The sequence below is a fragment of the Caballeronia sp. LZ035 genome (assembly GCF_031451175.1).
Classification (GTDB): domain Bacteria; phylum Pseudomonadota; class Gammaproteobacteria; order Burkholderiales; family Burkholderiaceae; genus Caballeronia.
In genome coordinates, this window is the sequence record NZ_JARUXS010000003.1 from 548105 (window position 1) to 562687 (window position 14583).

Consider the following 14583-nt stretch of genomic DNA (forward strand, 5'->3'; position numbering starts at 1 on the left):
CCTTCAGGGCGATGCCATCCTGATGAGCACGTCGCCTGAAAACTGCTCGCGTGTCAGCACACCGCGCGCACGTCCTTCACACATCACGAGGATGCGGTCGCACAGCAACATCAGTTCGTCGATCTCCGAGCTCGCGACGATCACCGTCACGCCGCCGCGCGCGGCCGCCAGCACTTGCCGGTAGATCTCGGCCTTGGCGGCCACGTCTACGCCACGCGTGGGTTCATCGAGCAGGAGGATGCGCGGCTTCGTCATCAGCCACTTGCCGATGATGAGCTTCTGCTGGTTGCCGCCCGATAACGTGCTCGCGTCCTGCGCGAGACTGCGATGCTTGACGTTCGACGCGCGTGCCTGCGCCGCCGCCCATGCCTGCATGCGTGCGCGCCGGTACAGCGGAAAGCCGGGCGCGCGCGACAGCGAGGGCAACAGCAGATTCGCTTCGAGCGAGTGATCGAGCACGAGGCCGTCTTTTTTGCGGTCTTCAGTGACGAACGCGAGCCCGGCCGCCGCCGCGCGATCCGGCGAGTCGATCGTACGCGGCTGACCCGCGATGCGAATCTCGCCCGCGCGCCGATAGGGCGACACACCGAAGATCGCTTCGAGTATCTCGGTCTTGCCTGCACCGAGCAGTCCCGAGATGCCGAACACCTCGCCCTGCTGCACGGCAAACGAGACCTCGGTCACCGGCGCGCGTGCGGCACTGCCCAGCGTGAGATCGCGCACCTCGACCGCGAGCGGGCGCGCCTGGGGCGCTTCTGCTTCAGTGCGTTCGGGCGGCGCGAAGTCCTTCCCGATCATCATCGAAACGAGCGTTTCCGAGGACTCCACGTGCCGCATCGGCAGCGTCGCGATACGCCGGCCATCGCGCAACACGGTCACACGGTCTGCCACCGCGAAGACTTCGCTCAGGCGATGACTGATCAGCACGATGCCCATGCCGCGCTCGCGCAACGCGCGGGTCAGGCCGAGCAGCGCCCGCGTTTCGGTGTCCGAGAGGGCGGAGGTCGGCTCGTCCATGATGAGGACCCGCGCGTCGGCGAGCAGCGCCTTGGCGATCTCCACGAGTTGCTTCTCGCCGACGCGCAGTGTGCCGACCAGCGTCTCCGGCGCGAGCCGGAAGCCCAGTTGCGCGAGCACGTTCATGGCGGCGGCGCGCATCGCTCGGCGGTCGGGGAAACCCATGCGCGTGCGTATCTCCTTGCCGAGGAAGATGTTGTCGACGGCGGACAGCGTATCGACGAGATTCAATTCCTGGTGAATGGTCGCGATGCCGGCGCGCGCGGCGTCGTTCACGTTCGACATGCGCGTGGCCTCGCCGCGCACGCGGATGCTGCCCGCATCGGGCGCATACAGGCCGCCCAGTATCTTCATCAGGCTCGACTTGCCCGCGCCGTTCTCGCCGACGAGCGCATGAATTTCGCCCGCGACGATGTCGAAGTCGACGCCCGCGAGCGCGGGACTGCCGTTGAACGATATCGACAGGCCCGCAGCCTCGACGAGCGGCGCAGTGACGGTGGCCATGACGCGTGTGCGCTCGTTCAGTGGCTCGCGATGTATTGCTTTGCGTTGTCGGCGAAGATGCCCTGGGTCGGCAGCGTCACCTTCTTCGGCACCTTGTCGCCGTGCAGCACCTTGAGCGACTCGCGAATGCCTTCGGCGCCCGGCGTCGGATACATGAAGGTGCCGGCGAGCAGACCCTGTTCGACCCACGTCGCGCCTTCCTGCGGCAGGCCGTCGATGCCGACAAACTTGATGCTCTTCTCGCGGCCCGCATCCTTCGCCGCGAGATAGGCGCCGTAGGCCATCGGGTCGTTGTGCGCGTAGACCACGTCGATCTTCGGCTGCACGCGCAGGACGGTCTTCATGTAGTCGTAGGCCTTGTCCTGCTTCCAGTCGCAATCCACGCGTTCGCCCACGCGCTTGACGCCTTTCTCCCTGGCGAGCGCCTTGTCGGCGCCGTCGTGGCGGTCGTGCGCCGGCTGTGCGCCGAAGCCGCCCCAGATCTCCACGAGACTGCCTTGTGCCTTGCCCGGCCCGCCCATCAGCTTGACGATGAAGTTGCCCGCTTCCTCGCCGATCTGTACATTGTCGCCGCCGATGAACTGCGTGAACTGCTCGCCGTTCACTTCGCGATCGAGCACGAACACGGGAATGCCTGCCTTGAAGGCCTTTTCCACAACGCCGGTGAGCCCCGCCGATTCCTTCGGCGAGATGAAGATGGCATCCATCTTTTGCGTGATGAAGTTCTCCATGTCGGCGTTCTGCTTGTCGGTGCGATCGCCTGCGTCGGCGATGATCAACTCGATCTCCGGATGCTTCGCGGCCTCCGCCTTCATGTCCTTGTTGAACTGCACGCGCCATGGCTCGACGGTCGTGACCTGCGAGAACCCGAAGCGATATTTCTTCTGCTGTGCGAACGCGGGCTGCGAGATGAGCGCCGCGAGCGATCCCACCGTCCCGGCCAGCGGCACGGCGATGAGACTCGCGGTGATGATGCGTCGTTTGCTGTCCATTGCGTCTCTCCTGATGGGTTGGCCAGCTTGTGCGTGGTTTTATTAACGCTGAAAAATAAAACGTTATAGTGCGCCGCTAATGGTCGACGAACGTCGCCCGCTTGCGGCCGCGCCCGGCGTTCTGCTGCGCCGGCAGGGTCTCCGCGCTGTCTTCCTTCTCCGTCGATCTGCCAGGCGGCGCGGTGCTCTCGCGCACGCGCAAATCCGCCCTCATGCGCAAATGCACCGGTTCCGCGGCCTCGCCCCGCAACTGCTTGTGCAGCAATTGCCAGATCGCGCCGCCCACGGCTTCAACCGGCTGATGAATCGAACTGATGCGCGGATGCAGCACGGACATCCACGGTGCGTCGTCGAAGGAGAGCAGCGAGATATCTTCGGGCAGGCGCAGCTCGGCATCGCGGATCGCGCGCAGCGCGCCGAGCGTCGCCACGTTCGCGCCCGTGAACAGCGCGGTGGGGCGTTCGCGTTCCGCCAGCAGGCCGAGCGTGACCGTATGGCTCTCGGTGTCGGTCATGCCGCACACGACGATGCGCGCATGACGCGTGAGGCCCGCGCGCTTCATCGCCGCGAGATAGCCGTCCGCGCGCTCGCGGCTGTTGACCAGGTCCAGCGCGTTGACGATGAAGGCGATGCGCTGGTGACCGAGCGCGATCAGATGTTCGGTGCCGTCGCGGGCCGCGCGCCGGCTGTCGGTGGTGACGGTATTGGCGGGGAAGCTGTCGTCTACGCGGTCGGCCATCACGAGCGGGACATCGCATTCACGCAGTTCGTCGATCGCGTGGGCATAGCCGTGGCAGGGAATGATGATCATGCCGGCCACTTGCCGCGACAGCACGAAGCGGATGCGCTCGGCTTCGCGTTCGGGATCTTCCTGCGCATGCGCGAGCAGCAGGCGATAACCGCTTGCGAGCGCGTGGTCCTCGACGACGCACAGCAGTTCGATGAAGAACGAGTTCGTGAGATCCGGCACGACGAAGCCGATGGACGTCGAGCGGCTGCTGCGCAGTTCCGCCGCCAGGCTGTTGCGCCGGTAGCCAAGCTGGCGCGCCGCCTCCCAGACCTGCTGGCGGCGGGCGTCGCTGACGCCGTCGGCGCCCGCCATGACCTTCGACGCGGTGCCGAGCGAAACGCCGGCCGCGTTGGCGACATCCTTGAGCGTGCTGGCGATCTTTTTTCTTGAGTCCAAGGCGCGTTGACCGTTCGTATTCTGAAACGTTTCAGAATAGTAGAAAGGGTCGTGCAAAGGAGCCAATGAGTGTTTTTACCGAGCCAGCCGAACGGCCTACAGCGCGACGTCGTGCAGATCCCTGACGTCCGGCGGTCCTATCCTGAAGTCCGAGAAGCGGACCTCCAGACCGCCGCGCTCGGGCGTACAGCACATGGGCCCGACGTGCCAGCCGGAGCTCGAGCGTGCTGGAAACGGCGCGAGGCGCATCAGGATCCAGTCCTTCTGGTCAGCGCTGGATTGCACTTTCAGCACGCTCTCGAGCACCGTGATGCGCAGGCGGAAGCGGTGCGCATCGGCGCGTGCGCCGAGCGACCAATCGGATTGCCCGTCGGTCAGGACGGTGCTGAAGGTGAGGGCGCCGTCGTTGTACTCTGCGCCCGCCTTGACCCAGCGCTCGGCGCTTTCGCGCACCATGAGGCCCGCCTGGTCATAGAGCGCGGAGAACGCGCCTTCGACCGTCACTTCAGCGGTGAAGTCGCCTTCGACGGCCGCCGCGAACACATGGCCGTTGTCGCGCACGAACCCGTAGTGCGTCTTGCGCCAGAAGTCGGTGCTGGCGTCAGTGGTGACATGGAGCGTGTTGCCGTCGAGATTCCATTGCGCGGGCTCGTTGATCCATTGGCACTGGTCGAACATGGCGTCTCCGTCGCGTGGGTCGCGGCGCCAGTATGGCATGGCTCGTTGCGCGGCAGGCGCCGGATCATGACGCGGTGCAGCGCGCGATCTGCACTAACATGAACGATGAATGCGCATGTGGCGTCCTCGGTCAAAAGGAAGAACGATGGTCAAGCTGATGATGATCCTGCTGGGCGTGGACTATCTGCGCAAGCGCTGGCGCAGCCTGATGGCGATCGGCTGGCTGTTGCTGATCGTCGGCATTGGGGTGTTCATCGATGCGCTCGACGGCGCGCTGGGCTTTCCCATCGAGCTTGTGGGCTGGCTGTTGCTGATCGAAAGCGTGCTTGCGCTGGCGGTTGCCTGGGCCGGTGTGGGCGGACAGCGCAGGCTGCGTCATGCGAAGGGAATCGTCTTCCTGCTCACGGCCGCGCTGATTTTCGAAGGCAATCATCATGGCCATTTCATTCTGTCGGTCCTGATCGGACTGGCCTTTGTCTTCGATGGTCTGCTGCAGGCCAGCTCCGCGCTCGTCGTGCGCTACCGGCGCTTTCGCGTGGCCCTCGGGTTTGCGATCTTCGAGATCCTGCTCGGCGTGTTCATGCTTCAACCCTATCCGACGCACTACAAGGGGACCGTGCCGTATTGCGTCGGGGCATTCTTCATGTTCGCGGGTATCAATCTGATCCTGATCGCGACCCGCGTGCGCCGGTTGACCCGCAATCCCGCGATGCATGAGGTGGGGGACGCGCGTCCCGCGCAAGCTGCGCGTGAATGGGACGGCCCACCCGCCGATGACGAGCCCGCCCTCACCGTGCACGTGTGGACACCAGTGGGATCGTCGAAGGCGGAGACGCAGTGGCATCCGGTCGTGGACCGCTACATCGCGGCGGTGGACCGCAACGGCGTCATCTCGACGGGACATGCGGCGCTCGAGGCGCCTGGCGGGCTTTACGTGAGCCTGTATCCGGCGGTGGAGATCGATCGCTCGCCGGACGACTTCGCGCGCCTGTTACGCGCCACGCGCGAGAACGACGTGCCCGGCACGTTCCAGCCGAGCTATGACGTCGAATCGAAGGCGTGGTGTCCTTCGACCGTGCGCGTGCGCATCCGCAATTACGACCCCGCGCGGCTCGATAGTTTCTGGTGCAACTATCGACAGGACACGACGTATAACCTCACGCACCGAAATTGTTCGAGCAGCGTCGCGCGTGCATTGGAGGCCGCGCTCGAAGGCGCGACAGGGCGCCTGTACGGCGCGCATGCCGGCTGGGGTGCGCTGGTCCGGATGATCCTGACTCCAGAGTTGTGGGTTGCAGCGCAGATTCGCAAGCGCGCCGTGACGATGGCCTGGACGCCCGGTCTTGCGCTCGACTATGCGCGTGCGCTCAGCATGGTCGCCGATCCGCGGCCGTATGGCTGGCTCAAGGTGACGCGCATGGCACTGACGAAGATGCGCGACTCGCGGCGCGCGTGGCGTGGAGAAGGGACGCTCGCACGGCAGAACGAGCGGGACTAGCCGAGTGTTGGACGGTCAGAGGTCGAGTTCATCCTCTGCCTTGCGTGCCCGGCGCTCTTCGTTGGCGCGGCGTGCGCGCAGGCGTTGACGTGACAGCTGAGCGATGACTTCACCGGTGCTGGCGCCCGGCGGGATTTCGTTGCGAATGACCTTCGGCACCATGGGCAGACCCAGGCGTTGTCTGCGCAAAGCGCGTGCGATGTGAGTGCGGCACTCCTGCCCGTGACAATCCCATTCGTCACGGATTCGTTCACAGTAGGGACATTTTTCCATCCCGGCAGTTTATCGCGAATCGGCGACAGATCCGTAAGCCGGGCGGGTCAGGAGAAACTGCCGACAAGCGAGTCAGCGTGCGAGCGAGGGAAGCGCCGTGCTTGCCTCTCGTCCGCACGCTGGCGCGCTTATCCGCTGAACTGATTGGAGGCGCTGGAACGCCGCTCGCGTTGATGATGATCGAGACTGCGCCGCAATACCTTCTTCACGAGCCCCTTCAGGAAGTGAATCGATCGATCCGCGCGCACGTTCAGGTCGAAGGGCTTGAGCTCGACGACTTCGCGGCCGCTGCGTTCGGCAAGTGTCGTGCGCGTCTTGCGATGATCGACTGCCATCGCCGAAAGCGTCTCGGAGGCCTGCTTGAACGATGCACGGTCCACGCGCGCGCACACATGGCAGGCGCGATGGAACAGCTTGTCGAACACGGTGAGCCAGTAGTCGTCCATCTCGCCGCCGTTGCAGCGCGCGAGCGCTTCGCGACCATTGATATGCAGATCCTCGACATCGTTCAGCGACGCGCATTGCGTGATGCTGCCGAAGCGCCGGCGATAGCCGATGAGCGGCACCGGGACGCGGTACAGGCTTTTCGCACGCAGATACGTGGAAGGCACCACGGCCGCGTCCTCGTAATGACGGCCGACAGGAAACGGCGCTTCATCGAACAGGGACGTGCGATAGACCCGCGCCCACACGAAGGTGTGGAAGTCGTCGGCGAAGTGCTGCAGCGCGGACCGGTCCATGGGCGCTCCGCCGCGCGTGTCGCCGTCCACGATATCGATCCCGTCGAGTTCGCGACCTTCGTCGTCGATGATCTTGACGTTGTATTCGACGATATCCCACTTGTTCTCGGCCAGCACCGGAATGACCGACTCGCCGAAGCCCTTGAGAAAGACGTCGTCGCCGTCGAGAAAGCCGACATAGGGCGTGCGCACCGACTTGAGGCCGGTGTTGCGTGCGGCGCTCAGACCACCGTTCTCCTGATGCACGAGTTCGATATGCACGCCGCGGTCACGCTCGACAATCGCGCGCGCCGCCGCATAGGTCTGGTCGCGAGAACCGTCATCCACGACGATGATCTTCATCGCATCGATGTACGGCTGGCTGAGGAGGGACTCGAGCGCTTCCTCGATGTAACCCTCGATGTTGTAAGCCGCGACGACGATGCTGAGCAGCGGGGTCGTGTCTCGCAAGGAGTCACTCTCAAACGGCATATATGACGCTCTCCGTCGATGATTGGGCACTTCTCCTTGCATCCTGTGCAAGGAGCCTCGTCTATACGCAACGTGTGACGAAACAGAGCCTTTCGCGTCAATGCGAAAGCGCTCCGCCCAACGCGCCACACGGCGAGTCATGCGATGGTCTGTCAGTAACGGCAGGCTCGTTCACCGTATAACGGCGGGGAGAGCCATTCGAAACGCCGATGCGGCGCAGCCAGTCATGCCGGACTTGCCAAAGCCAAGTCTCATGATCGGTCTGACGACGCTTATAGTTGGAGCATGTCGTGTCATTCAGCCGGCCCCGGACGCCCCGGCATGACGCGCATGTCAATCGAGCCAACGCCGCACAGCGCGTTGTATGGGGCGGGCTCCCCGGCGCCCTTGCACTTCATTGACGCCCATCCCGTGTTGTCACCGAATTACTGATGCCTGTTCTGTGCGGAACTCCCTGACAGATGAGGCTGATTGCGTGGCCTGCATGTTAGCGGTTCAAAAAAGACCCGGCTGCGCGACCGGTCAAGCCTTGACGGCACGCAACCCTGCCTCTTTGAAGACGACAAAAAGAAATCGTTCACGCAATACGCGTACTTATTGCATTGCGCGTGTAGCCGTTACCCTTCCTGATTCTTGCACCGCCACTTCAGTGATAACCCTTACTATGCTCCGGGCTCGAGTTTGCCTGCTCCGTGCGGTCCGCCACATGGGAGCGACATCGATCCCTCTGATTAGTGACAAACCGTTTCATTTTGCAAGCAGGTATAGCAGGAGCAGGCATATTTTTCGTGACAATGCCTATCACGATGAAAGGTACTGAAAAATATGCTGATCCGTTCGAAATGCGGTGTCGCCTGAATCGTCATGCTGCTCGTTACAGCGGAAGCAGTCGAGAGGCTTTAGCAAGCGTGATGCCACTGCGCGCTTGATTCGTGTCTCTCGCTCGCAGACCGTTGCAATGAAAGGAAATTGAATGCAAGCAAAGGCTCAACGGTGCTTATAGAGCGACTGTCCGAGCGCTTGCTCTGAAGGCTGAGTCAGCCATGCGTCCTGACGAGGGCTGCCACCGGCCCTTGGTTCTTGCATGTGCTGCGTATCAGCATAGATGACTTTTGATTGATGCCAAGCACCATCGTGCAGCAGGCGCGATGAGGCGGGCGTTTCGGCCTGCGCATGACTGAGCGCGGGCATGGCCATGGCGACGGCCAGCAGGGTGGCCAGAGGCATCTTCATGAGCGTCTCCTTGATCGTGTGAAAACTCACGAAGCAGAGTAGGCGCACAGAATGAGCGCAGGCTTAGCCGCCTTTCAGACGTTCTCCGGCGTGTAGAGTTGCGCGGGCAACGGATACTGACTTGCCAGTGCGGACTCGCCGGGAAGTGCCTGCAACGCGCGCAACATGGCCTGTACCGCAGTTTCGGCGATGCGTTGCAGCGGTGTGTCGATCACGAGATCGATGACGCCTTCGACGAGCGCTTCGTAGCGGTCCGGCATCAGGTCGCTGCACACGGTGACGATCCGTCTCTCCGAGGCCTCTTCACGCAGCGCGCGAATCACGCCGCCCACGCCGCCGCCGGGAATGTAGAGGCCGGCGAGATCGGCATGGCGTGCAAGCATCGCGAGCGTTGCTTCGTAGGCCAGTTGTTTGTCTTCGAGGTTGATCTGCGTGTCCAGCACGCGCAATCCTGGTGCATGTTCGCGAAGATAGGAACGAAAGCTGATCTCGCAGCTTTCCTGTCCCAGATAGCGCGGCGTGCCCACGAATACGCCCACCGTCCCTTGCTTGCGAAGTGCCAGACGGCTCACGGCCCATGCGGCGGTGCGGCCGCTCTTGCGCGGATCGACGCCGATGTAGCCGGCACGCAAGGGCGCGCTCAGGTCGGATAACAGCGTGACCGTAGGCTTGCCTTGCGCGTGCAGGGTTTCGATGGCCGCCGTCACGTGCGGATGATCGACAGCCACGACACCGAGCGCGTCGGCGCTATCGCCCAGTGCGAGCAGCGTACGGGCGATCGAGGCCGGGTCGAGTTCGTCCATGTATTCGATAACTGCCTTGCAGTCTTCGGGCTCGTGCCGCGCGGCGGCGTCGGTGAGGATGCGTGCGAAGCTTTGATAGAACGGGTCGGCGCGCTTTTGAAGGCAGAAGCCCAGCGTGTGGCGTTCGCGGCGCTCGCCGCGCTGCGCGCGTAGCCGCTCCCGCATCAATCCCGCACCGTGATAGCCGATGCGTTCGGCGGCTTCGATCACGCGCAGCGCGGTGCCGTCGCGGACGCTCAGACGCCCGTTGAACACGCGGTCGACGGTTGCCGGGCTCACGCCGGCCGCTTCGGCCACTGACTGAAGTGTGGGACGCTTGCTCATTGCTTGATGTAAATGATGGGTTTTCCACGCGCGTGATGATGCTTAAAGATAGCAAATGCGCGCGCATGTTGCGTGCAGGAAACGTCGCTTCTATCATCGATTCCAACAAGAGCGAATGATGTGAATTCAATCATAGATTGAGGTGACATGATGGAATCGCGGCAGCCCGAGGAGACGGGCGAGCATCAGCGGCATGACGCGTATCGGCTGATAGGCGGGGCTGGAGAGCAGGCGAAGCGGGCCGGTCTCGTGAATGCGGAGTGGTACAAATGCGCCGTTCCAAGGCCGGTGATGAAAGGCCTGATGCAGCGAAGCGATGCGCGCGCGATACGCGACACGTTGCTGTGGTATGCGGCCATCGTGGCGAGCGGTGTGCTTGCATGGTTCGCCTGGCGCGCGCATTCGCTGTGGGCGATTCCCGCGTTCTTCCTGTACGGCGCGCTGTATTGCGGTCCGGCGGACTCACGCTGGCACGAGAGCGGTCACGGGACGGCATTCAAGACGCCATGGATGAACCGGGCGCTGTATCAGATGGCGTCTTTCCAGGTGTTCCGGCGGCCCACCATCTGGCGCTGGAGTCATGCGCGCCACCACACGGACACGCTGGTGGTGGGCCGCGACCGCGAGATTGCCGTGCCTTTGCCCACTGACTGGCTGAGTCTCGCGCTCAACGTCTTCGCGCTGAAGCACGCGGCGGCCGAGGTGCCCAGGATGATCTCGGGTGCGTTCGGTGACATCGGCGCGGAGGAAAAGACCTTCGTACCTGAATCGGAATGGCCGAAGGTGATCCGCGAAGCGCGTATCCATCTGAGCATCCATGTCGCGGTGATTGCGTCGTGCTTCGTGTTCCGTTCGATCCTGCCGCTGCTTTACGTCGGTTTGCCGAGCCTGTATGGCGCGTGGCTCTATCTCTTCTTCGGTCTCACGCAGCATGCGGGCATGCCCGAGAACGTGCTCGATCATCGCAAGAACTGCCGCACCGTGATGATGAATCCTGTGTTCAGATTTCTTTACCTGAACATGAATTATCACGTCGAGCACCACATGTTTCCGATGGTCCCTTATCACGCACTGCCGCGTCTTCACGACACCGTCAAGCACGACATGCCGCCGCCATACCCAAGTTCGCTCGCGGCCTATGCCGAGATCATTCCCGCGCTGCTGCGGCAGACGCGCGACCCGTCATATCACGTCGAGCGGCCGGTGCCGGCCGCCACGCAGCCCTGAGCCCTGAGCCTTGAAGGAGACAAGAGCATGACGCAATGGATCGATGCAGCCGCGCTGGACGATATAGAAGACGAGGATGTCATGCGCTTCGACCATGGCACGCGCACGTTCGCGATCTATCGCCTGAACGACGCCGTCTATGCAAGCGACGGTCTGTGTACGCATGAGCAGGTTCATCTGAGCGATGGCTTCGTCATGGACCATGTGATCGAATGCCCGAAACACAACGGCCGCTTCGATATCCGCGACGGCCGGCCCTTGTGCGCGCCGGTCTGTGAAAAGCTCAGGACCTATCCGGCGAAGGTCGAGGGCGGCCGCATCTTCATCGAGATCTGATGCCATGACAGACCAGCACGATGCCCGCGCGATGGTGATCGTCGGTGCGGGGCATGCCGGGGGGCGCGCGGCCGCGGCGCTGCGCGAGTTCGGATGGCGCGGGCGCATCGTGATGATCGGCGCGGAGCCGCATCTGCCTTATGAGCGTCCGCCGCTGTCCAAGCAAGTGCTGACCGGTGAGCGCGAGGCGTTGCAATGCGCGCTGCGTACCCGCGATGCTTGGCAGGCGGACCAGATCGAGCACAAGGTGGCACGCGTCCGGAAGATCGTGCCTGGATCGCGCGAAGTGATACTCGCCGATGGCAGCCGCATCGCGTATGAAGCCTTGCTGCTGGCCACCGGAGGACATGTGCGCAGGCTGGACATTAACGGCGCGCAGCTCGAAGGCGTCATGACGCTGCGCACGCTCGACGATGCCCTGTGCATCGCGCCGCGTCTCGTCAGCGGCGCGCGCGTGCTGGTCGTGGGCGGCGGCTTCATCGGGCTGGAGGTGGCGGCGTCGGCGTGCACGCGAGGGTGTGAGGTCAGCGTGATCGAAGGCGCTGCGCGCCTGCTTGGACGTGCGGTGCCCGAGAGCATCGCGCATGCGGTGCAGGGTCTGCACGAGCGCAAGGGTGTCGCGATCCATGTGGGCGTTGCACCGCTCGAGATCGCTCGCACGTCACAGGGCGCGCTTCGCGTTCTGCTGTCCGATGCGCGTTCGCTTGACGCGGACATCGTGATCGTCGGCATCGGTATCGAACCGGCGGACGAACTGGCGCGCGACGCAGGTCTCGCCGTGAATCGCGGGGTCATCGTGAATGCGCAACTCGAGACGTCGGCGCCGGTCATCTTCGCGGCGGGAGATATCGCGATCCATCCGGGCCGCTTCACGGGCGCGCCCATTCGTCAGGAGACGTGGCACAACGCTGAAACCCAGGCGCGCACGGCTGCCAGGAACATGCTCGGCGCGCAGGCCGTTCATGACGACGTGCCCTGGTTCTGGTCCGATCAGTACGACCATCAGTTGCAGGTGGCGGGCGAGCCCTTGCTCGGCATGCGCACGGTGCGGCGCGTGCCTGGAGAGTCGGCTTCGATGGACTTTCATTTCGATGCGGCAAACCGGCTCGTCGGTGCGAGCGGATTCGGCCCGGTTCACGTCATTGCAAAAGACATGAAGCTTGCGCGCATGCTCGTGGAGCGCGGTCTGTCACCATCCGCAGATGTGCTCAGCGACGCACGCGTCCGGCTGAAGGCACTGCTTTGAAGCGGCGCGTCACACGCGGAACCGGCTGACGGCCTCTTCAAGTTGCCCCGCCTGATCCCGCAGTTCGGCGGCTGCGTGCTCGGCATTGCCGACGAGCGTCGCATTCTGCTGCGTCGCTTCGCCGATCAACACGACCGCGCTGTTGACCTGCTCGATGCCGCTCGCCTGCTCACGCGAGGCCACGTCGATCTCTCCGACGATGGCGTTGACGCGCGCCACGCGTTCCAGGATGCCGTTCATCGTGCTGCTCGCTTCCTCGGCAATGCGGTAGCCGTGCGAGACGCGCGCGGCCGACTCGGCGATGAGTGCTTCGATTTCCTTCACGGCGCCCGCGCTGCGTTGCGCGAGCACGCGCACTTCGGCGGCGACCACCGCGAAGCCCTTGCCGTGCTCGCCGGCGCGCGCGGCTTCGACCGCGGCGTTGAGCGCCAGGATGTTGGTCTGGAACGCGATGCCTTCGATGGTCGCGGTGATGTCGGCGATGCGGCGCGCGGATGCATCGATGTCGCCCATGGTCTGCACCACGCGCGTGACGGCGTCGCCCCCGGCGCGCGCCGCCTCCGATGCCGACACCACCAGCGCGCCGGCCTGCGCGGTATGGGCCGCGTTCTGCCGCACGGTGGACGTGAACTGCTCCATGCTCGCCGCCGTTTCTTCGACGCTTGCGGCCTGTGTGGCGATGCGCGTGGCAATGTCGCTGCTGTCCGATGCAATCCGCCCGGTCCCTTCGTTCATGCCGGCCGACGCATGGCGCACCTGCACGACGATGCCGGCGAGGCCGCGCGCGATGCCGTCGATGGCGCGCATCAGGCGGCCGATATCGTCTTCGCGCGCACTGTCGATGCGGACCGTGAGATCGCCTGCGGCGATGCGTTCGGAAGCGCGCGTGATCTGATCGATGGGACGCCCGACCAGCTTCGCGACGGCATAGAGCAGCACGCCGACCAGCAGCACGACGATGATGAGCCCGATGGCAAGAAACACGTTGCGGCTGTGGTCCACGTCCGCGAGCAGTTCGTCGCGATAGGCAATGCCGCCAATCATCCATTGCCATTGCGGCACGCTCATGTAGACGATCTCCTTGGTGCCGCCATGCACGCGCGGATCGGCGCCGGGAATGTCGACGCCGTCGAACACGAGCTTGCCTTCACGTGTATCGAGCATGTGCGCAAAGGGCGCGACGCGCTCGTCGACGCCCTGGCCTTGCGAGCCGGGATGCACCAGCAGCTTGCCGCGATTCGCGCCGTTCGATGCATCGACGACGAAGTGATAACCGCTCGCCCCTATTGCCAGCTTCGCGATGGTGTCCTGCAACGCGGCGAATTCCGCGGTGACATCGACGCCCACGAACAGCGCGCCGATCACGCGGCCGGACGTGTCCATGACCGGCTTGTACTCGGTGATGTATTGCTTGCCGAACAGCGCCGCAATGCCGATATAAGGCTTGCCGGAGAGGATCGGCGCATAGGCCGGGCCCTTGCGGTCGAGCAGCGTGCCGATGGCGCGCGTGCCGTCCTGCTTCTTCAGCGACGTGGTGACGCGAATGAAGTCGTCGCCGGTGCGGGCGAAGATCGTCGCGATGGCGCCGCTGTCCGCGAGGAACGCGTCGGGAATCGTGAAGTCGTTGTTGAGGGGCTTGTCGCCGGCCAGCATGGTCGGTGTCGGCGAGCCGGCGATCTCGACCGTATGCGCCGGATCGAGCGTGAATGAAGACGGCAGGCGATGCGCGAACAAGGTCATGAAGCGCGAGACCTCGGCACTCACGGCCTTGTCATAGAGGCCGATCATCGTGGCAATGGAGCGGTTCTCGCTCTCGACACGCGCCAGCGCATGCGTGTCCACCTGTTCTCCGGCGCGCTTCGTGACAGCGAGGGTAAAGAAAGCAATGGCGATGGCCGTGAGGGCGCAGGCGAGCACGGCAAACTGGGTCCCGACGTTCATGCGGGCCAGACGGGTTCGAAACATGGGCAGGGATTGAACGTAATGAGTAGGTGTGGTCCTTATCGGCAGCCGGTGCGTGCCTCTTTAATTTTTTGCCTGGAACAGGACACCGTA

The 14583-nt window shown here is 63.9% G+C and carries 13 protein-coding genes; 4 read left to right on the forward strand and 9 right to left on the reverse strand.

Features of this window, described 5'->3' with window-relative positions; translation table 11 throughout:
* Positions 1-3: 3 nt before the first annotated feature.
* From QCE88_RS25410 to QCE88_RS25425, 4 genes are all read right to left on the reverse strand, one after another.
* Complete coding sequence (locus QCE88_RS25410; RefSeq protein ID WP_309907506.1) at positions 4-1521, reverse strand: sugar ABC transporter ATP-binding protein; 1518 nt, start codon at positions 1519-1521, stop codon at positions 4-6.
* A 17-nt stretch (positions 1522-1538) separates the two neighbouring features.
* Positions 1539-2513 (reverse strand): substrate-binding domain-containing protein, encoded by a 975-nt coding sequence (locus tag QCE88_RS25415; RefSeq protein WP_309907508.1) that lies wholly within the window; start codon positions 2511-2513, stop codon positions 1539-1541.
* A 76-nt stretch (positions 2514-2589) separates the two neighbouring features.
* Positions 2590-3699: a LacI family DNA-binding transcriptional regulator gene (locus QCE88_RS25420; protein ID WP_309907510.1), complete on the reverse strand. Its 1110-nt coding sequence runs from the start codon at positions 3697-3699 to the stop codon at positions 2590-2592.
* Positions 3700-3795: 96 nt separating this feature from the next.
* Complete coding sequence (locus QCE88_RS25425; RefSeq protein WP_309907512.1) at positions 3796-4377, reverse strand: DUF1349 domain-containing protein; 582 nt, start codon at positions 4375-4377, stop codon at positions 3796-3798.
* Between the two features lie 145 nt (positions 4378-4522).
* Between QCE88_RS25425 and QCE88_RS25430 the strand changes: the two genes are divergently transcribed.
* Entirely contained in the window at positions 4523-5875 is a 1353-nt protein-coding gene (locus tag QCE88_RS25430) for a DUF308 domain-containing protein (protein ID WP_309907513.1), read from the forward strand.
* A 15-nt stretch (positions 5876-5890) separates the two neighbouring features.
* On the opposite strand, the gene QCE88_RS25435 is transcribed toward QCE88_RS25430, so the two are convergent.
* From QCE88_RS25435 to QCE88_RS25450, 4 genes are all read right to left on the reverse strand, one after another.
* Complete coding sequence (locus QCE88_RS25435) at positions 5891-6148, reverse strand: hypothetical protein (protein WP_309907515.1); 258 nt, start codon at positions 6146-6148, stop codon at positions 5891-5893.
* A 128-nt stretch (positions 6149-6276) separates the two neighbouring features.
* The gene (locus QCE88_RS25440) at positions 6277-7338 is read right to left on the reverse strand and encodes a glycosyltransferase family 2 protein (RefSeq protein WP_309907517.1); all 1062 of its coding nucleotides are present in this window, start codon (positions 7336-7338) and stop codon (positions 6277-6279) included.
* A gap of 1008 nt (positions 7339-8346) precedes the next feature.
* Entirely contained in the window at positions 8347-8592 is a 246-nt protein-coding gene (locus QCE88_RS25445) for a hypothetical protein (RefSeq protein WP_309907519.1), read from the reverse strand.
* Between the two features lie 74 nt (positions 8593-8666).
* Complete coding sequence (locus QCE88_RS25450) at positions 8667-9719, reverse strand: LacI family DNA-binding transcriptional regulator (protein WP_309907521.1); 1053 nt, start codon at positions 9717-9719, stop codon at positions 8667-8669.
* 147 nt (positions 9720-9866) lie between these two features.
* On the opposite strand from QCE88_RS25450, the gene QCE88_RS25455 reads away from it, so the two are divergent.
* The 3 genes from QCE88_RS25455 to QCE88_RS25465 are packed head-to-tail and all read left to right on the forward strand — an operon-like array spanning position 9867 to position 12528.
* On the forward strand, positions 9867-10946 hold the full coding sequence (locus tag QCE88_RS25455) for a fatty acid desaturase family protein (protein WP_309907524.1): 1080 nt from the start codon (positions 9867-9869) through the stop codon (positions 10944-10946).
* A 27-nt stretch (positions 10947-10973) separates the two neighbouring features.
* Positions 10974-11282 carry a non-heme iron oxygenase ferredoxin subunit gene (locus QCE88_RS25460; RefSeq protein WP_309907525.1) on the forward strand — a complete coding sequence of 103 codons (309 nt, stop codon included), beginning with the start codon at positions 10974-10976 and terminating at the stop codon, positions 11280-11282.
* Between the two features lie 4 nt (positions 11283-11286).
* Entirely contained in the window at positions 11287-12528 is a 1242-nt protein-coding gene (locus QCE88_RS25465) for an FAD-dependent oxidoreductase (RefSeq protein ID WP_309907528.1), read from the forward strand.
* Positions 12529-12537: 9 nt separating this feature from the next.
* Here the strand turns inward: QCE88_RS25465 and QCE88_RS25470 are convergent, their stop codons facing one another.
* Entirely contained in the window at positions 12538-14493 is a 1956-nt protein-coding gene (locus QCE88_RS25470) for a Cache 3/Cache 2 fusion domain-containing protein (RefSeq protein ID WP_309907530.1), read from the reverse strand.
* Between the last annotated feature and the right edge of the window lie 90 nt (positions 14494-14583).